Below are 23,969 nucleotides of genomic sequence, written 5' to 3' on the forward strand. Positions count from 1 at the left end.
TGCGCTGCATAAATTCGAGCCATCCTCACGGCCACCAATAGCGCGTTCTCGAACAAAAGTGGGGTGCTCATGTCAGACGAAGCAAACAAGGGCCTGTTGTCGCCGCTTCGGCGCAAATTGTTGATGGGGATGGCGGCCGTGCCGGCCATCACGATGCTGCCGCGGGCGTCCTTTGCGCAGGCCCCGGCGACCTCGGCGGTCAACACCACGGGTCTTGCGGTCACCGACACCGAGGTCACGGTCGGCATCCTGCACTCGGCGACCGGCACCATGGCGATCTCCGAGACCGGCTCGATCGAGGCCGAAAAGCTCGCGATCGAGCAGATCAACGCGGCCGGCGGCGTCCTCGGTCGCAAGATCAAGTTCATTCAGGAGGATGGCGCCTCCGATTGGCCGACCTTCGCGGAAAAGGCCAAGAAGCTGCTGGTCAACGACAAGGTCGCGGCCATCATGGGCTGCTGGACCTCGGCCTCGCGCAAGGCGGTGCTGCCGGTCGTCGAGCAGTATAACGGCATGCTCTACTACCCGACCTTCTACGAAGGCCTCGAGCAGTCCAAGAACGTGATCTACACCGGCCAGGAAGCGACCCAGCAGATTCTCGCCGGCCTGAACTGGATCGCCAAGGAGAAGGGCGCGAAGACCTTCTTCTTCATCGGCTCCGACTACATCTGGCCGCGCACCTCGAACAAGATCGCGCGCAAGCACGTCGAGAACGTCCTGAAGGGCAAGGTCGTCGGCGAGGAGTATTATGCGCTCGGCAGCACTCAGTTCAACTCGGTCATCAACAAGATCAAGCTGACCAAGCCCGACGTGATCTTCACCGACGTCGTCGGTGGCTCCAACGTCGCCTTCTACAAGCAGCTCAAGGCCGCCGGCATCGACCTCGCCAAGCAGCCGCTGCTGACGATCTCGGTCACCGAGGACGAAATCGACGGCATCGGTGGCGAGAACATTGCGGGTGCGTACGCCTGCATGAAGTACTTCCAGTCGCTCGACAATCCCAACAACAAGGCCTTCGTGCCCGCCTTCAAGAAGATGTGGGGCGAGAAGACCGTGATCGGAGACGTCACCCAGGCTGCCTATCTCGGACCGTGGCTGTGGAAATTGACGGTCGAGAAGGCCGGCTCCTTCGACGTCGACAAGATCGCGGCGGCCTCGCCCGGTGTCGAGTTCAAGGGGGCTCCGGAAGGTTACGTCCGCATCCACGAGAACCATCATCTCTGGTCGAAGACACGGGTGGGTCGCGCCAAGCTGGATGGCCAGTTCGAGCTGATCTACGAGACCGCCGATCTCGTCGAGCCGGACCCGTTCCCGAAGGGTTACCAGTAAGCGGCATCCGTCGCGCATTCTCCCCGACACCAAGCCGCTCCCTGGCGTGGATCGCAAGTCCATGCCTCAAGCCCCCGCGTCGCGAACCTGCTCGCGACGCGGGACCCCATCTCGACGGAGGACATAGATGTTCGGCGACTACTCGATTGGCGACCTTGGCTCGATCTTCGTCATGCAGGGTTTTGCCGGACTGATCCTGTTCTCCGTCTATGTCCTCATGGCCCTCGGGCTTGCCATCATCTTCGGCCAGATGGGCGTCATCAACATGGCCCATGGCGAGTTCATGATCCTCGGGGCCTACGTCACCTGGATGACCTCGAACGTCTTCCAGGCCTACATGCCGAGCCTGTTCGGCGGCTACTTCTTCCTCGCGATGATCCTGGCCTTCATCGCATCCGGCGCGCTGGGCATGCTGGTGGAGTGGGTGCTGATACGGCACCTCTACAAGCGCCCGCTTGACACGCTGCTTGCCACCTGGGGCCTCAGCCTGATGCTTCAGCAGGCCTATCGCTCCGTGTTCGGCGCGCGTGAGGTCGGCGTCGAGCTGCCGCAGTGGATGCTCGGCTCGCTGCACGTGACCGACAGCATCGAAGTGCCGATCAACGGCGTCTTCGTGATGGGTCTCACCGTGCTGATCACCGTTTCCGTTGCCTATGTTCTCTACCTGTCGCGCTGGGGTCGCCAGGTGCGTGCGGTCGTGCAGAACCGCATCATGGCCGGCGCGGTCGGCATCAACACCGAAAAAGTCGATCGCTACACCTTCGGCCTCGGCTGCGGCATTGCGGGCGTCGCCGGCAGCGCCTTCACCATGATCGGGTCGACCGGGCCGACCTCCGGTCAGCTCTACATCGTCGATACCTTCCTGGTCGTCGTGTTCGGCGGCGCCGCCAGCCTGCTCGGCACCATCGCCTCGGCCTTCTCGATCTCGCAGACGCAATCGACCCTCGAGTTCTTCATGTCGGGTTCGATGGCCAAGGTGCTCACGCTGCTCGCTGTCGTCGGCATCCTGATGCTGCGGCCGCAGGGTCTGTTCGCCCTCAAAGTCCGCAAATAACGAGAAGCAGGCAAGTCATGATCCTCAACTCACGCTTCTTCAATCGCTCCGAACTCACGGGCTTCATCGTCCTGGCCGCCGTGTTGTTCGTGATCCTGCCGCTGTCGCTGGATGTGTTCCGCCTCAATCTCGTCGCGAAATACCTGACCTACGCCTTCGTTGCGCTTGGTCTCGTGCTGTGCTGGGGCTATGGCGGCATTCTGAGCCTGGGGCAGGGCGTGTTCTTCGGCCTCGGCGGCTACTGCATGGCGATGTTCCTCAAGCTCGAGGCCTCGAGCGTCGAGAACACCAAGATCCAGTCGACGCCCGGCATCCCTGATTTCATGGACTGGAATCAGATCACGTCGCTGCCGCTGTTCTGGCAACCGTTTCACAGCCTGACCTTCACCATCCTGGCCATCATCCTGGTTCCCGGTCTCTTCGCCCTGATCATCGGCACTGCGATGTTCAAGCGCCGCGTCGGCGGCACCTACTTCGCGATCATCACCCAGGCGGTCGCCGCCATCCTGACCATCCTGATCGTCGGGCAGCAGGGCTACACCGGCGGCATCAACGGCATGACCGATCTGCGCACGCTCAAGGGTTGGGACATCCGGCCCGACCACGCCAAGGTCATCCTGTACTTCGTCGAGGTGGTGCTGCTGTTCGCCTGCATCGGCATCGCACAGTTCATCCGCCTGACCAAGCTCGGCCGCATCCTGGTCGCGATGCGCGAGCAGGAAGACCGCGTCCGCTTCTCCGGCTACAGCGTCGCCAACTTCAAGATCTTTGCCTTCTGCATGGCCGCGATCTTCGCCGCGATCGGCGGCGCCATGTTCGCGCTCAATGTCGGTTTCATGTCGCCGTCCTTCGTCGGCATCGTGCCGTCGATCGAGATGGTGATCTATACCGCCGTCGGCGGGCGGACGTCGATCTTCGGCGCGATTTGGGGCGCCATCCTGGTGAACTTCGCCAAGACCAGCCTGTCGGAATCCTTCCCGCAGCTCTGGCTGTTCGGCCTCGGCGCGCTGTTCATCGCGGTCGTGCTTGCCTTCCCGAACGGTCTGTCCGGGCTCTGGGCCGACTACGTGCAGCCGCGCATCGATCGGTTGTTCGGCTCGCGCAAGACGAAGGCGGGCTGGAACGGTAATTCGGTCGCCGACGGCGCACCGGCAGAGTGAGGAGACCCATCATGCTCGTCGGTCATCACGATGCCGATGCCACGCTGGCAGTGAGGAGATAGATCATGCTCGTCGGTCATCAGCCGAAGGAATTCCTGCTCGCGGTCTCCGGACTGACCGTCTCGTTCGACGGGTTCAAGGCAGTCAACGACCTCTCCTTCTATGTCGAGGAGAACGAGATCCGCGTCATCATCGGTCCCAACGGCGCGGGCAAGACCACGGTGCTTGACCTGATCTGCGGCAAGACCAAGGCGACCTCGGGCTCGATCCAGTTTCGTGGCAAGGAGCTCACGAAGATGAAGGAGAACGAGATCGTTCAGACCGGCGTCGGGCGCAAATTCCAGACGCCTTCGGTCTTCGAGGATCTCACTGTGTTCGAGAACCTCGAGATCTCGTTTCCGCGCGGTCGCACCGTGTTCGGCTCGCTGACCTTTCAGCGCGACCAGCCGGTGAAGGACCGGGTGGAGGAGGTCGCGGAGATGATCTTCCTCAAGGACAAGCTCAATACCTATGCCGACGAGCTCAGCCACGGCCAGAAGCAGTGGCTCGAGATCGGCATGCTGCTGATCCAGGACCCGGACCTGCTGATGCTGGACGAGCCCGTCGCCGGCATGAGCGTGTCGGAGCGCGCCAAGACCGCCGAGCTGCTCAACCGCATCATCAAGAACCGCTCGGTGCTGGTGATCGAGCACGACATGAAGTTCGTCGAGGACATCGCGCACAAGGTCACCGTGCTGCACCAGGGGCAGATCCTCTCGGAGGGCACCATGGAGAAGGTGAAGAACGACCCCAAGGTCATCGAAGTCTATCTGGGCCACTGAGACATGGCGAAATCGAGTGAGCTAGCTGCAGCTCGGACCGTGCACCTCTCCCCTTGTGGGAGAGGTCGGATCGCATCGTCAGATGCGATACGGGTGAGGGGTATCTTTCCGCGCGTCCAACTGCCTCTCGCGTCCGCCGATGCATACCCCTCAACCGTCGCGGACTTCGTCCGCGCCACCTTCTCCCACAAGGGGAGAAGGAAGGCATGCCGAGCTTAGGAGCAATCGATGCTGGCAATTTCCGATCTCCACGTCGCCTATGGGCAGAGCGAGGTGCTGCACGGGCTCAACGTCAAGGTCGCGCCCAACGAGATCGTCGCGATCATGGGCCGCAACGGCATGGGCAAGACCACGCTGATGAAGTCGCTGATGGGGATCCTGCCGGCCAAAAGCGGCTCGGTGACCATGGATGGCACCGAGCTCGGCAGCCTCAAGAGCTACGAGCGCGTCGCCAAGGGCCTCGCCTATGTGCCGCAGGGCCGCATGATCTTCTCCACCATGACGGTGGAGGAGAACATCGAGACTGGGCTCGTCGTCTCCGGTGGTTCCGAGGTGCCCGGCGACATCTACGAATTGTTTCCGGTCCTGCTCGAGATGAAGGGCCGCCGCGGCGGCAATCTCTCCGGTGGCCAGCAGCAGCAGCTCGCAATCGCGCGTGCGCTCGCGACCAAGCCGAAAGTGCTGCTGCTGGACGAGCCGACCGAAGGCATCCAGCCGTCGATCATCAAGGAGATGGCGCGCACCCTCAAGCGCATCCGCGACGAGAAGGGCCTCTCGATCGTCGTGTCCGAGCAGGTCCTGAGCTTTGCGCTCGATATCGCCGACCGCGTGCTGGTGATCGAGAACGGCGAGATCGTCCGTGACGATCGTCGCGACGCCGTCGATGCCGCGCAGGTCTCGAAATATCTGTCCGTCTAACCAACCGTAGTAAAAGGGGAGCCTCTCGATGCCAGAGACACTGATCAAGGTCGATCTCACCAAGTCGGCCTATGAAAATGACATGGTGCACAACCGCTGGCACCCCGACATCCCGATCGTGGCCTGGGTCAATCCCGGCGACGATTTCATCATCGAGACCTATGACTGGACCGGCGGCTTCATCAGGAACAACGATTCCGCCGACGACGTGCGCGACATCGATCTGTCGATCGTGCACTTCCTCTCTGGCCCGATCGGCGTCAAAGGTGCCGAGCCCGGCGACCTCCTCGTCGTCGATCTGCTCGACGTGGGGCCGCTCAAGGAGAGCCTGTGGGGCTTCAACGGCTTCTTTTCCAAGCAGAATGGCGGCGGCTTCCTCACCGATCACTTCCCGCTGGCGCAGAAGTCGATCTGGGACATCAAGGGCCTCTACACCTCGTCCCGCCACGTGCCCGGCGTCAATTTCGCCGGCCTGATCCATCCCGGCTTGATCGGCTGCCTGCCCGATCCGAAGATGCTGGACATGTGGAACAAGCGCGAGGCCGAGCTGATCTCGACCAATCCGACCCGCGTGCCCGGCCTTGCCAATCCGCCCTTCGCGCCGACCGCCCATGGCGGCCGCGCCAAGGGCGATGTGAAAGCCAAGATCGGCGCGGAGGGCGCGCGCACCGTGCCGCCGCGCGAGCATGGCGGCAATTGCGACATCAAGGATCTCTCGCGTGGCTCGAAGATCTACTTCCCGGTCTATGTTCCCGGCGCCGGTCTCTCGATGGGCGACCTGCACTTCAGCCAGGGCGACGGCGAGATCACCTTCTGCGGCGCCATCGAGATGGCCGGCTGGCTGCATCTGAAGGTCGAGGTGATCAAGGACGGCATGTCGAAATACGGCATCAAGAACCCCATCTTCAAGCCGTCGCCGATCACGCCGAACTACAAGGACTACCTGATCTTCGAAGGCATCTCGGTGGATGAAGCCGGCAAGCAGCACTATCTCGACGTCCACATCGCCTACCGCCAGGCCTGCCTCAACGCGATCGAGTATCTGAAGAAGTTCGGCTATTCCGGCGCCCAGGCCTATTCGATCCTCGGCACCGCGCCGTGCCAGGGCCACATCTCCGGCGTGGTCGACGTGCCCAACGCCTGCGCCACACTGTGGCTGCCGACGGAAATCTTCGACTTCGACGTGATGCCGTCTTCGGCGGGCCCGATCAAGCACATCACTGGCGATATCCAGATGCCGATCTCGCCGGACAAGTAGTTCCTGCGCGACGGGATGCGGGACGGCGTTTGCTTGCCGCCCCGCATCCGCCGCCAGGTGTGTTGAACAAGCTACAGCGTGGGGATGATGCGATGCCGGTCTACGAATATCTCTGTGACGACTGCGGTCCATTCAAGGACCTCCGCCCGATGGCGGAGTGCGACGATCCGCAAAGCTGTCCGCACTGCGAGACGTTGGCGCCCCGCGTCATCCTGACCGCGCCGAACTTCTTCTGCATGCCGGCCGACAAGCGCAAGGCGCACGCGGTCAACGAGCGAAGCACGCATGCGCCGCAGACGCTCGCACAATACAAGGCCTCGCACGGCCCCGGCTGCGGCTGCTGCTCCTCGGGCAAGACCGTGAAGGACAAGGGCGCAACGGACAGGAAGAAGCCGGCGCGTCTGATGACCAAGTCCAGCAGCGGCGCCAAGGGGTTTCCGACGGCGCGGCCCTGGATGATCAGCCACTAACCTACGCGACCGCCTGATCGGCGGCGACCCAGAACAACGAGTCAAGTACAGGAGCGGTCAACATGCTTCACGGCGATATTTCCAGCAGCAACGACACGGTCGGCGTTGCAGTGGTCAATTACAAGATGCCCCGGCTGCATACCAAGGCCGAGGTGCTCGATAATGCCCGCAAGATCGCCGACATGATCGTTGGCATGAAGCTCGGCCTGCCCGGCATGGACCTCGTGATCTTCCCGGAATATTCCACGCAAGGCATCATGTACGACTCCAAGGAGATGTACGAAACGGCATCCATGGTGCCGGGCGAGGAAACCGCGATCTTCGCCGAGGCCTGCCGCAAGGCCAAGGTGTGGGGCGTGTTCTCGCTGACCGGCGAGCGCCACGAGGAGCATCCGCACAAGGCGCCCTACAACACCTTGATCCTGATGAACGACAAGGGCGAGATCGTGCAGAAGTATCGCAAGATCATGCCATGGGTGCCGATCGAGGGCTGGTATCCCGGCAATTGCACCTATGTGTCCGAGGGGCCGAAAGGGCTCAAGGTCAGCCTGATCATCTGCGACGACGGCAATTATCCGGAGATCTGGCGCGACTGCGCCATGAAGGGCGCTGAGCTGATCGTGCGTTGCCAGGGCTACATGTATCCGGCCAAGGAGCAGCAGGTCATGATCTCCAAGGCCATGGCGTGGGCCAACAACGTCTATGTCGCCGTCGCCAATGCCGCCGGCTTCGACGGCGTCTATTCCTATTTCGGCCATTCCGCGATCATCGGCTTCGACGGCCGCACCCTCGGCGAGTGCGGCGAGGAGGATTACGGCATCCAGTACGCCCAGCTCTCGAAACATCTGATCCGCGATGCGCGCCGCAACGGCCAGTCGCAGAACCATCTCTACAAGCTGGTCCACCGCGGCTACACCGGCATGATCAATTCCGGCGACAGCCCGCGCGGCGTCGCGGCGTGCCCGTATGATTTCTACAAGAACTGGATCAAGGACCCCGAAGGCACGCGCGACATGGTGGAAGCGATGACCCGCGCGACTCCGGGCACCGAGGAATGTCCGATCGAGGGCATTCCGAACGGGGCGGCGGCCAGCAACTACTGAGCTGTTGGCGGATTCCGCGTTACCCTCCCCTGGAGGGGGAGGGTCGATCGCGCGCAGCGCGAGCGGAGTGGGGTGATCTCTCAACAAAGGCAGTGTGCGGGGTGGAGAGACCGTCACCCCACCCCGGCTCGCATCGCTATCGCGCTGCGAGCCGACCCTCCCCCTCCAGGGGAGGGTAAGCATTACCGCTTCTGCTGCTCCGTGGGCCTGCGCGGTGGACGCGGCGGCGCTGGCGTCCCGCTCATCTTGTTGGCGGTCTCGCTGACGTCGAGCAGAGAGCGGCGGATGTCTTCGAGGTAGGTCGCCGACTTCTTCTTCATGGTGTCGGCAAGCTCGTGCAATCCCTTGATCTTCTCCAGGAGCTCGTCGGCCTTGCCGTCGACGAAGCCCGGCACCACGCCCTCGATCTTTGCGACCGCCTTGTCGAATCCGGCAAAGGCGCTGTCGACCTTGGCCATGACCGAATCGATTTCCGCGCCCTTGCCCCTGAGGTCGGCAGTGTGGCTCTCGAACGTGCGCAGGCCCTCCTTGATCGCCGGCGCGTTGTTCACGATCGTGCGGTCGACGCTGTGCAGGGTTTCTACGATGGATTCGGCGTCGCTGAGGTCGGCCGTCAGCACGGGAATGCCGTCCGTGTCCAGCGGCACCGGCGGCGCAGAGGGCGCGCCGCCGATCAGCGAGATCGCGGCAACGCCGGTGAGGCCCTGGAACTCGATGCCTGCCACGGTGTCCTTGCGGATCGGCGCTGTGTTGTCGAGCATCACCAGCGCCACGATCCTGCGGGGGTTGTCGAGCTTGATCGACAGGATCTGGCCGGCGGGCACGCCGTCGAAATTGACCGGCCCACCGCGGCGCAGGCCACTGGCGGAACCACCCTCGAATACCACGCGCAACTGGCTGCGGCTCTGGATGGTGCGCCATTTCTGCACGCCGAGCAGGCCGCCGAACGCCACGGCGATCGCTGCCAGCGTTGCCGTTCCGATCACAAGATTGCTCGCGCGCGCCATGAGGTCGAGTCTACGGCCAAAGCGGGATGGTTGGAAGGTGTTCGAATGGCCGCGATTCTAGGTAGGGCGGGTTAGCGAAGCGTAACCCGCCAATGCGTTGCGCTTGGATGGACCGAATCGGCAGATTGCACTGCCGCCAATCCGCCCTACGACATCCTCAATGTCCAGCCGCGCGTCTTGCCGCGGCATTGTTCAGCACGATCAGGGCATCGACGGCCACGCCCGTCCGGGTGTTGATCAGGAACGGGTTGATGTCGATCGAGGCGATCCGGTCACCGGCATCCGCGATCAGGTTGGAGAGGCCGACCAGCGCCTTCACCGCCGAGGCCTCGTGCAAGGCCGGCCTGCCGCGATAGCCTCGCATCTTGATGCCGGCCTTGGTGCGGCCGATCAGGAGCCGCGCCTCGGCCTCGTCCAGCGGCGCGCCGGCGAGGGCGACGTCCTTCATCAGCTCGATGTCGATGCCGCCGGTGCCGAACAGCACGACAGGCCCCATCTCGGCATCGAGCGAGGCGCCCACCACGAGTTCGAGCTCGGCCTTGACTTGCTGTGCGATCAGGATGCCATCGAGCTTCGGCTTGCCCTTCAGCTTCCTGACCCGCGCCGTGATGTCGGCGAAGGCCTTCTTCACCTCGGCCGCGCTGTTGAGATTCAGCACCACGCCGCCGATGTCGGACTTGTGCAGGATCTCTGCGCTGACGACCTTTGCCACGACCGGGAATCCGATCTGCTTCGCAATTTTCACCGCTTCGGCTGCCGTCTGTGCGATCGCCTCCTTCGAGATCGGGATGCCGTAAGCCTTGAGCAGCTTCTTCGAGGCGACTTCGTCGAGCGCGGCGCTGGTCGTCGATTTCAACGTCTTCTCCAGCACGGCGCGAGCGGCGGGCTTCGAGCTCGAGACGATGTCGGGCACCTCCTTGCGCAGTTTCGCGTAGTCGAGCAGCGACCTGATCGCGGTCACCGCACGGTCCATGCCCTGCATGACCGCAAGATGCGGCAGCGACTTGCGCAAGCCCTTGGTGAATTCGGTGAAGCCGATCGACATCGCGCTGATATAGATCACCGGCTTGCCGGCTTGGCCCGCCATCTCGTTGACGATGCGCAGATTGCGCTCGCGCAGCTCGTGCGGCGCTTTCGGCAGTTCGGCGTCGACGATGACGACGTCGATATCGGGGTCGTCGATCATCAGCTTGATCGACTTCATATAGACGGAGGGATCGACGACCGCGGCAAAGCCGGCGTCGAGCGGATTGCCGACGATCGAGCCGGGGCCGAGCATCTTCGCCAGCTCCGAGCTGACATGCGGGCTCAGCGGCGCGAAATTCAGGCCCGCGGCGTAGAAGGCATCGATCAGCATGCCGCGCTTGCCGCCGGAGAGCGTGACGGCGGCAAGCCGGTCGCCTTTGGGCACGGCAGCGTGCACGAAGCATTCGGTGGTCTCGATCAGCTCGTCGAGCCCGCCGACCCGGATGACGCCTTCTCGCGTTGCGATGGCATCGAACGTCTCGATCGAGCCCGCGAGCGCGCCGGTATGCGCCATCGCCGCGGCGCGGCCGCCCTCGGATGCACCGAGCTTGAGCGCGATCACGGGCTTGCTCGCGGCGCGCGCCGCCTTGCAGGCGTCGCGGAAGGCCTTGGTATTGCGCACGCCTTCGAGGTAGACGACGATCACCTTGATACTCGGATCCTCGGCGAAATAGCGCATCAGGTCGGGCGTCTCGAGCCCGGCCTCGTTGCCGGTGGTCACCATGTAGCCGACCCCGACGCCGCGATCCTCCAGCGCCTGGCGGATCGCCATGACGATCGCGCCCGATTGCCCGGCGATCGCCACCGCGCCCTGTTCCATGGTGACGATTCGATCGTCGATGTTGGTGAACAGCTTTTCGCCGGCGCTCAAATTGCCGAGGCAGTTCGGGCCGGTGACGGCAAGGCCCGTCTCGCGCACGGCCGCCTGCAATTCGGCGGCAAGCTTCTGGCTTTCCTCATCCTGCAACTCGCTGAAGCCCGAGGTGACGATGGTCGCCGATCGCGCACCGGCCGCGGCGGCGTCGCGGATCACCTGCACGGCGAAGCGCGCGGGCACAAGCACCAGGACGTGATCGGGCTTTTCGGGAAGGCTCGCAAAATCCTTGTAGCAGGGGACGCCCCAGATGGCGTCGCGCTTGGCGTTGACCGGATAGAGGCCGCCCTCGAAGCCGTATTTGACCAGATTGTTCCAGATGCGCTCGGCATAATTGCCCGGCTTGTCGGTCGCACCCACCAGCACGATGTTGCGCGGGTGCAGCATGGCGTGGATACCCTTGACGATGTCGCTGGCATCGGACGGTGGAGACCATGGATGGAACGCGGACGCAGCAGACACCTTGGCTTCCATGCCGTGACCTCTCCTGTTGTTCTTCTTGGTCGAGTGCCACCCCGTTCTATGGCGAGTCCTTCGGAGTGGCAACCTTGGGGGTGGTATGCCGTATGGTGGAATGAGCGACGCTGGCGCGTATCGTCGGCTCGGTGGGCGATCTACCTGTCGGCTCCAACCAATGTTGCATGCAGGATATAGCGCTCGGGGCCGGAGGTGACGGCGTCGAATGGCCAGCAGGTCGCGAGAACAAGCTCGAAGCCCTGTGTCGTGGCGTCGATGCCCGATGCATCGAAACGGACCACGGCCGAGGAATCCGCGCGATAGCTGAAATGTCGACCGTCGCGACGTGTGACATCGACGATGTCACCAATGACGACATTCCGCAGGAAGCGGAAATGAGTGTCGCGATGGGCGGCATAGACCGCAACCCCGCGTTCACCCGCATCAGCCGTTTGGTGGATATGGCCGGGGCCAAAAGCGAGCGCCTGTCCGCTCGCGCCTTCCAGCACGATGGCGCTGGCACCGATCCGCTTGACCTCGATCCGCGCGACCGGCCAGGTGTCGGCCCACGACCACGGCTTCACCGCCTGTCCCGTCGCAACGCTCCGGTCGAACGCCCGCTCCAGCAGCACCTGCGCGAGCCATGCCTTGGCGTGGATGTAGGCGCCGTCGCCGAACAAGAAGAGGCCGATCAGCGCCAGAACGAGGGGAGGGATGAAGCGGGACATCTGCTTCTCTCTGGTGGTCATTCCGGGTTCGATGCTTTGCATCGCCCCGGAATGACATTTCCTAAAAAGGCGCGCGCGGCCGTTTGTAGGGGACGGGCAGCCGCGCGCGCTGACGGAGGAGTTGGGGGGCTCCTCTCTCAAGCGGCGTCGGTGAGCAAGGGCCGACGCCGGTTGAACACGAACAGGATCAGGGCGAGCACGATCAGGGCCAGGCCTGCGATCATCTTCAGCTCGGCCGAGGTTGCAGTCTTGGGCAGGCGGATCGCATCGGGCGCGGCAGGCATCGGCCGCCTCAGTTCCGGCTGGTTGCGCGCATCGGCATGGCGTTCACGCAACTGCGTCGGCACCTGCGGCCGCTCGCCGAACACCTTCTCGAAATCCCAGCCGGCCGGCAGATTGATCGGCAGGTCGCTGAGCTTGAGCGGCTCGCCTTCGGGCCGGCTCGGCGTCCTGTCGACCGCAACGAGGCTGGTCAGTCGCGTGACGATCTGATGATCGAGCGCCAGCGCCAGGATCGCCTTGTCGGATTCTTCGGGCGTCATCTCGCGCATGGAGCGCGCCACTTCGGCGTCGCCGATCTTGCGCCTGGCCCAGAGCTTCGACAGGCCCTTGCCTTCAGCGGCGCTTTGCAGCGGCAGCGTCACCGACCACGGGCGATCGCCGACGCGTCCCTTGATTTCGAGGGAGCCCGCGAGCTTGTCGAGCCTGGCCGCCAGCACCAGCGGCTCGTCGCGATAGACGTCCGGAATGATCGCCGGGGTGATGTCGGCCTTGGCGTCGGAAAATCTTGCGGTGAGGCCCGTCACCGCCGGATTCTCCAGCTTGGCGAACAGGCCGCGCATGCGCTCCTCGACCTGCTCAACCGAACCGATATGGGTGAAGGCGCCGCGGCCGAGCTCGGCGGCGCGCGTCATCAGATGGGTGTTGGGCGCCGAGCCGATGCCGACCATGAACACGCGCGAACGGCCACGCATTGCCGTGATCGTCTCGAACAATTGCTGCTCGTTGCCGATCGCGCCGTCGGTCAGGAACACGACCTGGCGGACCATGCTGCTGTCACTGATCTTGTCGGAGAGCGCAGCGCGCATCGCCGGTACCATCTCGGTGCCGCCCCGCGCCTGCAAGGCGCTGACGAACGAGGTCGCCTCGCCGACATGCGCGGCATCCGCCGGTACCGAGGCTGGAAACAGCACGTCCATGGTGTCATCGAAACGCACCACGTTGAAGCGGTCATTGGGCTGGAGCCGGCCGAGGGCATAGAGCAGGCTCGCCTTGGCCTGAACGATGGAGGTGCCGCCCATCGAGCCGGAATTGTCGATCACGAACACGACCTCGCGGGGCAGCGGCTTCTGCGTCGCCTGCTCGACGCTGGGCGGAGTGACGAAGGCGAGCAGGTAATCGGCATCGCCAACATGCTCGCGGAACAGGCCAACCGACGGCGCCAGCCCGGCGGCCGGCTTCCAGGTCAGCTCGAAATCACGATCGGCGGGGACAGCGCCATCAGCGAGCGTGACGATACGCGTCGTGTCGTCCGGACTCTCGATCTTGACGTTATGGTGGTGACTCCTGACCTCGCCGGGCACAAAGCCGGCCTTCAGGCGCACGGTGATGCTGGTCGGGTTGACCGGCGCATGTCTGGCGGGGTCCAGCACAGGCGGCGAGATGCGGTCACGATCCGGAACCGGATCTGACGTCGCTGCGCCCCAGCCGGAGCCGTCTTTGCGGAAGTCGACGCTCTGCACGATCGGCGCCGGATTGTAGCGCGGGGCGACCACCAGCGGCACGCGGAGCGAATATTCGTCGCTGGATTGATGCACCGGCTCCTGATATTCGATCTGCACCAGCACGGTCTCGCCAGGACCGATATTGGCGACCGAATTGGTAAAGACGTTGGGCCGCTCCTGCTCGGTGAGCGCGGCCTTCTGGCCGGCGCTTCGCGCCTGCTCGTAGATCACGCGGGCTTGTTGCCGCTCCTTGATGTCGCCGACGATGACGTGGTCGCCGACCACCATCTTCAGCGTGTCGACGGCACCATTGGCTGCGAGCGGATAGACATAGGTGGCCGCGACCCAGTCCCTGGTCGGATTGCGGAACAGTTGCGTGACGCGGACGCGCAGCGTCGGGCCCGATACGGTGATGTCGATGTCGGTGCCGAGACGGATCGCCTCGGTGTAGGCGCCGTCTTCCTTCAGGAGCAGGCTGCCTGACCGTGCCTCGCCAGGTTGGAGGAGGCTGGTCTGCTCGGCCGTTGCCGACCAGCCGGTCCCGAAGCTCACCAGCAGGGCCACGAAGGCCACCAGCATCACCGCGACGCCCTGCGCGAGAAGGAATAGTCCGAGTTTGATCAGCCGGCCCAGCAACGGGTGTTCGTCGCTGTCGGCAGTGTCGTAGATATCCATTTGGCCTGCTCCCGATGGTTGTTTGCTGGCCCGCAGGATCGGCCTGGAGAGGCTGATTTCGCGAGCAGAATGATCGGCAATGTTCCGCCGTGGCCGGCGCGAGCAGGCCGCCGTCGGGCGGCCATGTGCGGTTTTGTGCTGGTTTGTCCGCCCTGCTAGAATGGCACTCCCAGGGCAGGGTTGATGATGCAGATGCAGGCCGACAAGCAGCTTTCGGACGAGCAGAGCCGCGAGATCGCGGAGACCATTCGCGAAGAGCTGGCCAGACGCCGGATCTCCCGGCAGGCCCTGGCCGAGCTAGCCAAGCTCAGCCTGTCGACGCTGGAGAAGGTGCTCGGCGGCCGCCGGCCGTTCACGCTGGCGACGACGGTCCGGCTCGAGCAGGCGCTAGGCGTCTCCTTGCGCAAAAGTGCCATCGTGGTGGCGCCTCCGGCCGCAAACGACGTCGCGCCCGACAGCCTCGGCTCCTATGCTCATCGCGCCGTGACCTGGCTCGAGGACGTCTACATCACCCTGCGCCCGTCCTTTGGCGACAAGGACGCGATCTTTGCCTATCGCACCGAGATCGTCTGGGAGCCGAAGGTCTCAGCGCTGGTCTTCCGCGAGGGCGAGCGGACCGACGCAGCCTATGAGCACACCGGCGAGGTCGCCGTTCCCCATCAGTCCGGCTTCATCTACCTCGTCATTATCAAGCACGGTCAGCATCGCGTGATCACGGTGTCGCGGCCGACGGTTGCCGGCGAGATGTACGGCATCATCTCGACGCTTCGCGCCGGCCCCGGCTCGCAGCTCACGCCGATCGCTGCGCCCATCGCCTATGTGCCGCTCAGGAATATTCCAAAGCCGTCCTTGGGGCGGGTTGCGCCCGACGACGACAGCTACGTCTTGTATCGAAAGCATCTGCGCCGCACGGTGGAAGAGCCCTTTGCGCTCTTCCTGCCGGCATAGCCTCGCTTCGACCTCGCTCACACAAAAAGATAGCGGCCTTTCGGCCGCTATCTGGCTTGGGCATGTTCGGCTGATGCGAGCTAGCCGCCGGTTTCCGCGCTGATGATGTCACCGAACAGCTCCCACTGGCCAGCCTTGAAGCGGATCATCTTGAGCTGCTCGATCGGCGCGAAGTCGTTGGCGCTGGTGTTGATCTTGATGCCGGGGATCAACGTATCGGGAGCAGAATCCTTCAGGCTCGCGGCCTGCTTCATCACGTTCTCGCGCGTCAGGTTGTCGCCACACTGCTTCAAGGTCTGAACCAGGGTCTGCGCGGCGGCATAGCCGTAGACGATGTTGGTGTCGGAGACGTTGGCGCCCGGCATGTATTTGTCGATGAAGGCAAGAAACTTCTTCATGCCTTCGTCGTCCTTCCATTGCGGGTCCGATGCGTCCTTCAGATAGCTCGCGGACAGCACGCCTTCCGACGCATCGAGCCCGGCGGGCTTCATCACCGCGCCGATCGAGATCGACACGTCGGTCATCACATGCATCGGCCTCCATTCGAGCTCGGCGATCTTCTTGATCGCCTGTGCCGCGAATTTCGGCGTCGAGATGTTGACGAAGACGTTGGCGCCGGTGCCCTTCAGCTTGACGATGTGGGAATCGATCGAAGGCTCGGTGGTCTCGTAGCTCTCTTCCGCGACGATCAGCGAGGTGGCCTTGTCGCCGAAGATCTCCTTGAGGCCGGCGACGTAGTCCTTGCCGAAATCGTCATTGGCATAGAAGATCGCGACCTTCGCGTCGGGCTTCGCCTGCAGGATATATTTCGCGAAGATCCGCGCCTCGACCCGATAGCTCGGCTGGAAGCCCATGGTCCAGGGAAAACCCTTGGGGTCATTCCACTTGCTGGCGCCGGTTGCGAGGAAGAGCTGCGGGACCTTCTTGGCGTTGTGGTACTTCTGCACGGCGGTCTGGGTCGGCGTGCCCAGCGCGTTGAAGACGAGGAACACCTCGTCGCTTTCGATCAGCTTGCGGACCTGCTCCACGGTCTTGGGCGGCGAATAGCCGTCGTCATAGGAGATCCAGTTGATCTTGCGGCCGTTGATGCCGCCCTGGTCGTTGATCATCTTGAAATAGGCTTCCTCGGTCTTGCCGATGATGCCGTAGGCGGAAGCGGGACCCGAATAGGCCTCGACATTGCCGATCTTGATCTCGGTGTCGCTGGCGCCGGTGTCGTATTTCTTTTGTGCGAAAGCGCTTTGAGCCGAGAGCAAGGTCAGGGCTGTTGCCGCGGCGAGCAGGACGATTTTCTTGTTCTTCATGGAAATTCCTTGGAGTTTCTTGTTGGTAGGGCAGGCACTTCAAAAAGAAAAGCGCCCGCGAGGGGCGCTTCGATCAGGCATTGGCGACCTTCTTGTCGATTTCGGAAGCCACCGAGAATTCCTTGCGCAAGGTCGGTTTGTGGATCTTGCCGGTGGCGTTGCGCGGCAGTGCATCGACGAAGCGGATCTGGCGCGGGCATTTGAAACGCGCCAGATTGGCCGCGCAATGAGCGAAAACCTCTGTCTCCGTCAGCTTTTGTCCCGGCTTGACCGCGACGATGGCGAGGCCCACTTCGCCCCATTGCGGATCGGGAATGCCGATCACGGCAGCTTCGGCGATGGCATTGAGCTGATGCAGGACGTTCTCGACCTCGGCCGGATAGACGTTCTCGCCGCCGGAAATGTACATGTCCTTCCAGCGGTCGACGATGTAGTAGAAGCCTTCCTCGTCGACGCGGGTCGCATCGCCGGTGTGCAGCCAGCCGTCGGTGAAGGATGTCTTGTTCGCTTCCGGCCTGTTCCAGTAGCCCGGCGTGATGTTGGGTCCCTTGACCCAGAGCTCGCCGAGCTCGCCGACATCGGCATCGCTGCCGTCGGGACGCACGATGCGCACTTCCGTATGCAGCACCGGCTTGCCGGCGGAGCCGGCCTTGCGCGCGGCGTCCTCGCGGTCGAGCACCAGCACGGCCGGCGAGGTCTCGGTCATGCCGTAGCCCTGCTGAAGCGCGACGCCGCGCGCCTCCCAGACCTTGAGCAGCGGCACCGGCATCGGAGCGCCGCCGACACCGCCGACGATCAGCCGGCTGAGGTCGGTGGTCGCGAAGGCCGGGTGCTGCGCCATGAACTGGTAGATCGCGGGCACGCCAAAGAACACGTTGATGCCCTGCGCGGGATCGTTGATCAGGCCGAGCGCCGTGCCGGGATCGAAGGCGCGCATGATCATCACGGTGCCGCCGGCGTGCAGCACCGGATTGGTGTAGCAATTGAGACCGCCGGTGTGGAACAGCGGCAGCACCGTGAGCAGCACCGAGGCCGGCCCGATGCAGGCGGGGCCGCCGAGATTGACGCAGTTCCAGAAGGTCATGCCATGCGTGATGGTCGCGCCCTTCGGATGGCCCGTCGTGCCCGAGGTGTACATGACGGTGGAGACGTCATCGAGCGTGACTTCTTCGGCGCGGTCGAGCGGCTTCGCGGCGGCGATACCGGCTTCATAGGTGCCGCCGGGGCCGAGCAGCAGGCTGGTCGAGACGTTGCAGAGCTTTGCGACGGCGAGCGCCGTCTCGGCCAGATCGGTGTCGTGGATCATCACCTTCGGCGCACAATCGGCAGTGATGAACTGGAGCTCGGGAACGGTGAGGCGGGTGTTCAGCGGCACGAAGATGGCACCTAACCGGCCGCAGGCGAACTGCACCTCCAGCGTATCGGTCGTGTTCAGCGCAAGCACGGCGACGCGGTCGCCGCGCGAGACTTTCAGCGCGTGACGCAAGAGCGAGGCGAGGCGCGAGACACGGGCGTCGAGCTGCGAGTAGCTGAAGCGGCGCTCGCTCGCGAGGTCGATCACCGCAACCTTGTTCGGCGTGCGGCGGCCATGATGGGCGATCCAATCGTAGTAACGAACGGCCAAATATTCCTCCCTCGGCGGTCTGTGCCGGCCTCCTCCTTGCTGCCCGTGCGCGATGCCCGGCGTGGCGCTGGCGCCAGCCGGAGTCTGTGCAGCAACGTTTTTTTGAGCCAGAGTTAGCCTGTGCGGGACGAAAATCGTCTTGCGTGGAGTTGCTAGGCCACAGGCTGCGGTGGAGCGGCTCCTATGGTCAGCCACTCTGCGCAAGTGAATCGCTAATGTTCCAGCCATGGTGGACGAGCGAATCCGCCAATAGGGCGAGACTGTAATGAAGAGCCCGTTCTATACCGCCGAGCACGACGCCTTTCGCGACGTCATGCGCCGTTTCGTCGAGAAGGAGATCACCCCGTTCGCCCATGAGTGGGACGAGGCCGGTGAATTCCCGCGCGTGCTCTATCGCAAGGCGGCCGAGATCGGCCTCCTGGGGCTCGGTTTTCCCGAGGAATATGGCGGGATCACCGCCGACCAGTTCATGAAGATCGTCGCCAGCCAGGAGCTGGCGCGCGCCGGCGCCGGCGGTGTCAGTGCCAGCCTGATGAGCCACACCATCGGTTCGCCGCCGATCGCGCGCGCCGCTCGGCCGGAGGTGAAGGCGCGCGTGCTGCCGCAAGTGCTCTCGGGCGAGAAGATCTCTGCGCTCGCGATCACGGAGCCTGGCGGCGGCTCCGATGTCGCGAACCTGAGCACCCGGGCCCGGCGCGACGGCGATCACTACGTCGTGAGCGGTGAGAAAACCTTCATCACCTCGGGCATCCGCGCGGACTATCTGACTGTTGCGGTGCGCACCGGTGGCGAGGGTGCCGGCGGGGTCAGCCTGCTCCTGATCGAAGGCGATACGCCTGGCCTGTCGCGGACGAAGCTGAAGAAGATGGGCTGGTGGGCCTCCGACACCGCGACGCTGCATTTCGACCAATGCCGCGTCCCGGCCGAGAACCTGATCGGCGAGGAGGGCCAGGGGTTCAAGATCATCATGCAGAACTTCAACAGCGAGCGCATGGGCATGGCGGCAAGCTGCACCGCCTTCGCGCGGGTCTGCCTCGACGAGGCGATTTCTTACGCGAAAGAGCGCAAGACCTTCGGCAAGCCGCTCGCCCAGCACCAGGTGATCCGCCACAAGATCGTCGACATGGCGCAGAAGGTCGCGGCATCCCAGGCGATGCTGGAGATGCTGGCCTGGCGGCTCGAGCAGGGCGAAAGCCCGGTCGCGGAAATCTGCATGATGAAGAACCAGGCGACGCAGACCATGGCCTTCTGCGCGTCGGAAGCCGTGCAGATCTTCGGCGGCGCCGGCTTCATGCGCGGCATCAAGGCCGAGCGCATCTACCGCGAGGTCAAGGTCAATGCCATCGGCGGCGGCACCGAGGAGATCATGAAGGATTTGGCCTCCAGGCAGATGGGGCTGTGATAACCGTCGTCCCGGGGCGCGCGCAGCGCGAACCCGGGACCCAGAGATGAGTCCAACAATATCGAGATTCCGGGTTCGGCGCTTCGCGCCGCCCCGGAATGACAGGAGCAAAATGCTATTCACCGCTGACCACGACGACATCCGCCGCTCGCTGCAAAAGTTCATCGCGGGCGAGATCAATCCCCATGTCGATGAGTGGGAGAAGGCTGACATCTTCCCGGCGCACGAGCTGTTCAAGAAGATGGGCAATCTCGGCTTCCTCGGTCTGAACAAGCCGGTCGAGTTCGGCGGTTCCGGCCTCGACTACTCCTACGCGCTGATGATGGCGGAGGAGTTAGGGGCCATCACCTGCGGCGGCGTGCCGATGGCGATCGGGGTGCAGACCGACATGGCGACGCCCGCGCTGGCACGATTCGGCTCAGACGAGGTTCGTCGCGAATTTCTGGCCCCCTCGATTGCCGGGGATTACGTCGCCTGCATCGGCGTCTCCGAGCCCGGCGCGGGCTCCGATGTCGCCTCGATCAAGACCCAGGCGCGCTCCGACGGCGACGACTACGTCATCAACGGCGGCAAGATGTGGATCACCAACGGCACGCAGGCCGACTGGATCTGCCTGCTCGCCAACACCGGCGACGGCCCCGTTCATCGCAACAAGTCGCTGATCTGCGTGCCCATGAAGAGCAATGGCGTCACGGTCGCGCGAAAGCTCGACAAGATGGGCATGCGTTCCTCCGACACAGCGCAGATATTCTTCGACAATGTCCGCGTGCCCAAGCGCAACCGCATCGGCGAGGAGGGCAAGGGTTTTACCTATCAGATGATCCAGTTCCAGGAGGAGCGGCTGTGGGGCGCGGCCGCCTGCCTCAAGTCGCACGAATACATCATCAACGAGACCATCCAGTACACGCGCAATCGCAAAGCCTTTGGCCAGAGCATCCTCGACAACCAGGTCGTGCACTTCAAGCTCGCGGAGATGCAGACCGAGGTCGAACTGCTGCGCGCGCTGATCTATCGTGCCGCCGAGCAGCTGGTGGCGGGCGAAGACGTGACGAGGCTTGCGACCATGGCCAAGCTGAAGGCCGGCCGCCTCGGCCGCGAGCTCACCGACGCCTGCTTGCAATACTGGGGCGGAATGGGCTTTACCAACGAGACGCCGGTCAGCCGCGCCTATCGCGACAGCCGCCTGACCTCGATCGGCGGCGGCGCCGACGAGGTCATGCTGATGGTCCTGTGCAAGATGATGGGTACGCTGCCCGGCAGCAAAGGGAGTGCTTGATGATCACGCTCTATCACTGCGACGCCGCGCGCTCGTTTCGCCCGCTCTGGATGCTGGAGGAGATGGGGCTGCCCTATGAGCTGAAGATGCTGCCGTTCCCGCCGCGCGTCTTCGCCAAGGAATATCTTGCGCTCAATCCGCTGGGCACGATTCCCTTCATGGTCGACGGCGAAACCAAGATGACCGAATCCTCCGGCATCTGCCACTATCTCGGCGTCAAGTACGGACCGACGCCGTTGATGGTCGGACCGGAGGATCCCGCCTATGGCGCCTTCCTGAACTGGATGTATTTCAGCGACGCCACGTTAACCTTCCCGCAGACGCTGGTGCTCCGATACACCCAGCTCGAGCCGGAGGAACGCCGCAACCCGCAAGTCGCCACCGACTACGCAAAGTGGTTCTTGGGCAGACTGCGCGCCGTCGAGGCAGCCACGGCGAATGCCGAAACATTGTGCGCGGGCCGCTTCACCGCCGCTGACATTGTCGTCGGATACGCGCTTCGCCTGGCGAGCAACATCGGGCTCGCCAAGGATTTTGGGCCAAATGTCGCAGCCTATTGGGCTCGTCTGCAGCAGCGCGACGGTTTCAAGCGCGCGGTTGCTGCGGAACAGAAGGCTGGCGCCGAGCAGAATGTTGCAGCGAGGGTGAGGGCGTAAGTTTCCGTCATTCCGGGGCGATGCGCAGCATCGAGCCCGGAATCTCGAGGTTCCGGGTTCGGTCTGCGACCGCCCCGGAACGACGGCGCATGTTTCAATGACAGCGCTATCCTATCGTGACAGCGCCCAAATTTCCGCTAAGGTGACCTCCGTCCGCAGCGGCCAGAGAGCCGCGCGAGGAGGACCCCAATGGAAGATAAAGGTCGCGAATCCGACCATCTGATGCTGATCACGCCCGAGCGGGTATTCTATGCCGGCCTGCTCGGCCGGCCCCGCAAGCGCACCCCCGGTAGCTGCCATGTCTATGTCGCGGTGAAGGGCAGCCTGCATCTGACGATCGACGACGTCCAGACCTCGGACGAGTTGGTCGTGACCCTGCCGAACCAGCGGCACACCATCGCCAGCGACTATCGCACCGTCATCAGCGTGACGCTTGAGCCGGAGAGCATGCCGGATGGCGTGATCGAGGCTTTGGCCGAGCGGCTGCGCGGTCCGGACAAGGCCGCCTATGCGCGCAAGATCCTGGCCGCCTACACGCTGCTGCGCCAGCGCCGCTACGGCGACATCACCACCGCCGAGTTCGACGAGATGTGCTTTGGCGAGGCGCTGCCACGTCGCGTGCTCGACCCGCGCGTGATGCGCGCGGTCGCCCGCATCGGGCGTTTCTCCGGCGAGCCGGTAACGGCGGATACGTGTGCGGCAGAAGCGGGCCTCTCGGCATCACGCTTCCTGCATCTGTTCAAGGAGGAGACCGGCATCTCCTTCCGCTCCTTCCGTGCCTGGAAGCGCGCGCGGCATCTGCTGCACTTCGCCAACCAGGACCTCAACCTCGCTCATCTCGCGCAGGACATCGGCTATCCCGACTCGACCCATTTCAGTCACTCGATCCGCCGCTTCTACGGATTGAAACCGCGTGCGATCTTCGTCGGCTCGCGCGACCTTGCGATCTACCGCAGCACCGAGACGGTGCGGCTTGCCGAAGCGAGCTGACTTCGGTCTCGTAGGGTGGGCAAAGCGTAGCGTGCCCACCATCGTCACCGAACCTTGAAACGTGGTGGGCACGGCGCAAGGGCGCCTTTGCCTACCCTACGATTTGCAGTTGCTTTCCAGCTTCTCCGCGCAAGAAGCCGCATGTCGCGCGTCACATGATCGCAAGCGTTGAATTCTCAACGTGCGAGACATTAGTGGCATGAGCGACAAGGCCGTCATCACCTGCGCGCTGAACGGCGTGCTCACCGACCCGAAGCAGCACAACGTGCCTGTGACGCCCGAGCAGATGGCGCGCGAGGCCAAGGCTGCGTTCGATGCCGGCGCGTCCATCATGCACATCCATCTGCGCCAGCAGGCGCCGAACAAGGGGCATCTGCCGTCCTGGGAGGTCGCCGTCAGCAAGGAGATCCAGCAGGCGATCCGCGAGGCGTGCCCTGGCGTGATCATCAACCACACTTCGGGGGTCTCCGGCCCGAACTACAGCGGCGCGCTCGATTGCATCCGCGAGACCAGGCCGGAGATCGCCGCCTGCAATGCCGGTTCGCTGAATTACCTGAAAGTGAAGGCCGACAACACCTGGGCCTGGCCGCCGATGATGTTCGACAATGCCGTCGAGAAGGTGAAGGACTATCTCGACGTCATGAACGCAGTCGGCACCATCCCCGAGTTCGAGTGCTTCGATGTCGGCATCGTCCGCTGCGTCGGCATGTATCGCCAGGTCGGCATGTACAACGGCCCGCTCGAGTACAATTTCGTGATGGGTGTCGCCTCCGGCATGCCTGCTGATCCCGAGCTGCTGCCGATCCTGATCAAGCTGAAGCGCCCCGAGGCGAACTGGCAGGTCACCGCGATCGGCCGCGAGGAGATCTGGCCGCTGCACCAACGCTGCGCCGAGCTCGGCGGCCACTTGCGCACCGGCCTCGAGGACACCTTCTATCTCGCCGACGGCAAGAAGGTGACCTCGAACGGCCAGCTCATCGAAGCCGTCGCCGCCTGCGCGCGGCGTGCCGGCCGCGAGATCGCGAGCCCGGCCGAGGCGCGGAAGATTTTTGGGACGAACAGGTAGTCATACACTCCGTCATTCCGGGATGGCCCGAAGGGCCAGGCCCGGAATCCATACTCCCGATCGTGGTTATGGATTCCGGGCTCGCGACTTCGTCGCGCCC

Annotated in this window: 20 protein-coding genes; 14 read left to right on the forward strand and 6 right to left on the reverse strand. The window is 63.8% G+C overall.

Features of this window, described 5'->3' with window-relative positions:
• Window positions 1–69 precede the first annotated feature (69 nt).
• The 8 genes from urtA (at window position 70) to ABIA42_RS35125 (ending at window position 8,113) form a co-directional block, all read left to right on the forward strand.
• A complete protein-coding gene (gene urtA, locus ABIA42_RS35090) occupies window positions 70–1,329 on the forward strand; it encodes an urea ABC transporter substrate-binding protein (protein WP_194390427.1) in 1,260 nt (419 codons plus the stop codon).
• A gap of 127 nt (window positions 1,330–1,456) precedes the next feature.
• Window positions 1,457–2,383, forward strand: a complete 927-nt coding sequence (urtB, locus tag ABIA42_RS35095; RefSeq protein WP_028180850.1) for an urea ABC transporter permease subunit UrtB — start codon at window positions 1,457–1,459, stop codon at window positions 2,381–2,383.
• A gap of 17 nt (window positions 2,384–2,400) precedes the next feature.
• Window positions 2,401–3,543, forward strand: coding sequence for an urea ABC transporter permease subunit UrtC (gene urtC, locus ABIA42_RS35100; protein WP_370116566.1), 1,143 nt, complete (start codon window positions 2,401–2,403; stop codon window positions 3,541–3,543).
• 65 nt (window positions 3,544–3,608) lie between these two features.
• On the forward strand, window positions 3,609–4,364 hold the full coding sequence (urtD, locus tag ABIA42_RS35105; RefSeq protein ID WP_157332596.1) for an urea ABC transporter ATP-binding protein UrtD: 756 nt from the start codon (window positions 3,609–3,611) through the stop codon (window positions 4,362–4,364).
• Between the two features lie 228 nt (window positions 4,365–4,592).
• Window positions 4,593–5,282, forward strand: coding sequence for an urea ABC transporter ATP-binding subunit UrtE (urtE, locus tag ABIA42_RS35110; RefSeq protein ID WP_370116561.1), 690 nt, complete (start codon window positions 4,593–4,595; stop codon window positions 5,280–5,282).
• A gap of 28 nt (window positions 5,283–5,310) precedes the next feature.
• Window positions 5,311–6,540 (forward strand): formamidase, encoded by a 1,230-nt coding sequence (fmdA, locus tag ABIA42_RS35115; protein ID WP_370116558.1) that lies wholly within the window; start codon window positions 5,311–5,313, stop codon window positions 6,538–6,540.
• A gap of 92 nt (window positions 6,541–6,632) precedes the next feature.
• Window positions 6,633–7,010, forward strand: coding sequence for a zinc ribbon domain-containing protein (locus ABIA42_RS35120; RefSeq protein WP_370116555.1), 378 nt, complete (start codon window positions 6,633–6,635; stop codon window positions 7,008–7,010).
• Between the two features lie 62 nt (window positions 7,011–7,072).
• Entirely contained in the window at window positions 7,073–8,113 is a 1,041-nt protein-coding gene (locus ABIA42_RS35125) for an aliphatic amidase (RefSeq protein WP_271527421.1), read from the forward strand.
• Between the two features lie 182 nt (window positions 8,114–8,295).
• Here ABIA42_RS35125 and ABIA42_RS35130 read toward each other — a convergent pair whose 3' ends face one another.
• The 4 genes from ABIA42_RS35130 to ABIA42_RS35145 all read right to left on the reverse strand — a co-directional run bounded on the left by ABIA42_RS35130 (window position 8,296) and on the right by ABIA42_RS35145 (window position 14,603).
• Window positions 8,296–9,120, reverse strand: a complete 825-nt coding sequence (locus tag ABIA42_RS35130; RefSeq protein WP_370116552.1) for an MlaD family protein — start codon at window positions 9,118–9,120, stop codon at window positions 8,296–8,298.
• Between the two features lie 157 nt (window positions 9,121–9,277).
• Window positions 9,278–11,494: an acetate--CoA ligase family protein gene (locus ABIA42_RS35135; RefSeq protein ID WP_370116549.1), complete on the reverse strand. Its 2,217-nt coding sequence runs from the start codon at window positions 11,492–11,494 to the stop codon at window positions 9,278–9,280.
• A gap of 140 nt (window positions 11,495–11,634) precedes the next feature.
• On the reverse strand, window positions 11,635–12,204 hold the full coding sequence (locus ABIA42_RS35140; protein WP_271527473.1) for a class GN sortase: 570 nt from the start codon (window positions 12,202–12,204) through the stop codon (window positions 11,635–11,637).
• A 137-nt stretch (window positions 12,205–12,341) separates the two neighbouring features.
• The gene (locus ABIA42_RS35145) at window positions 12,342–14,603 is read right to left on the reverse strand and encodes a marine proteobacterial sortase target protein (RefSeq protein ID WP_370116546.1); all 2,262 of its coding nucleotides are present in this window, start codon (window positions 14,601–14,603) and stop codon (window positions 12,342–12,344) included.
• 186 nt (window positions 14,604–14,789) lie between these two features.
• Between ABIA42_RS35145 and ABIA42_RS35150 the strand changes: the two genes are divergently transcribed.
• Entirely contained in the window at window positions 14,790–15,551 is a 762-nt protein-coding gene (locus ABIA42_RS35150; protein ID WP_370123758.1) for a transcriptional regulator, read from the forward strand.
• 80 nt (window positions 15,552–15,631) lie between these two features.
• Here the strand turns inward: ABIA42_RS35150 and ABIA42_RS35155 are convergent, their stop codons facing one another.
• Window positions 15,632–16,855, reverse strand: coding sequence for an ABC transporter substrate-binding protein (locus tag ABIA42_RS35155; RefSeq protein ID WP_370116543.1), 1,224 nt, complete (start codon window positions 16,853–16,855; stop codon window positions 15,632–15,634).
• A 73-nt stretch (window positions 16,856–16,928) separates the two neighbouring features.
• A complete protein-coding gene (locus tag ABIA42_RS35160; RefSeq protein WP_271527416.1) occupies window positions 16,929–18,479 on the reverse strand; it encodes a long-chain fatty acid--CoA ligase in 1,551 nt (516 codons plus the stop codon).
• Between the two features lie 265 nt (window positions 18,480–18,744).
• Here ABIA42_RS35160 and ABIA42_RS35165 point away from each other — a divergent pair, with 265 nt between their 5' ends.
• The 5 genes from ABIA42_RS35165 (at window position 18,745) to ABIA42_RS35185 (ending at window position 23,869) form a co-directional block, all read left to right on the forward strand.
• Window positions 18,745–19,881, forward strand: a complete 1,137-nt coding sequence (locus tag ABIA42_RS35165) for an acyl-CoA dehydrogenase family protein (RefSeq protein ID WP_271527415.1) — start codon at window positions 18,745–18,747, stop codon at window positions 19,879–19,881.
• Window positions 19,882–19,993: 112 nt separating this feature from the next.
• Window positions 19,994–21,157: an acyl-CoA dehydrogenase family protein gene (locus ABIA42_RS35170; RefSeq protein ID WP_370116538.1), complete on the forward strand. Its 1,164-nt coding sequence runs from the start codon at window positions 19,994–19,996 to the stop codon at window positions 21,155–21,157.
• Window positions 21,157–21,813 (forward strand): glutathione S-transferase family protein, encoded by a 657-nt coding sequence (locus tag ABIA42_RS35175; protein WP_271527413.1) that lies wholly within the window; start codon window positions 21,157–21,159, stop codon window positions 21,811–21,813. Before ABIA42_RS35170 ends, ABIA42_RS35175 begins: the two co-directional genes overlap by 1 nt.
• 189 nt (window positions 21,814–22,002) lie before the next feature.
• Window positions 22,003–22,803, forward strand: coding sequence for a helix-turn-helix domain-containing protein (locus ABIA42_RS35180; RefSeq protein ID WP_370116535.1), 801 nt, complete (start codon window positions 22,003–22,005; stop codon window positions 22,801–22,803).
• A 199-nt stretch (window positions 22,804–23,002) separates the two neighbouring features.
• Complete coding sequence (locus ABIA42_RS35185) at window positions 23,003–23,869, forward strand: 3-keto-5-aminohexanoate cleavage protein (RefSeq protein ID WP_271527411.1); 867 nt, start codon at window positions 23,003–23,005, stop codon at window positions 23,867–23,869.
• Window positions 23,870–23,969 lie beyond the last annotated feature (100 nt).

The organism is Bradyrhizobium sp. USDA 327, assembly GCF_041262065.1.
GTDB lineage: Bacteria > Pseudomonadota > Alphaproteobacteria > Rhizobiales > Xanthobacteraceae > Bradyrhizobium > Bradyrhizobium liaoningense.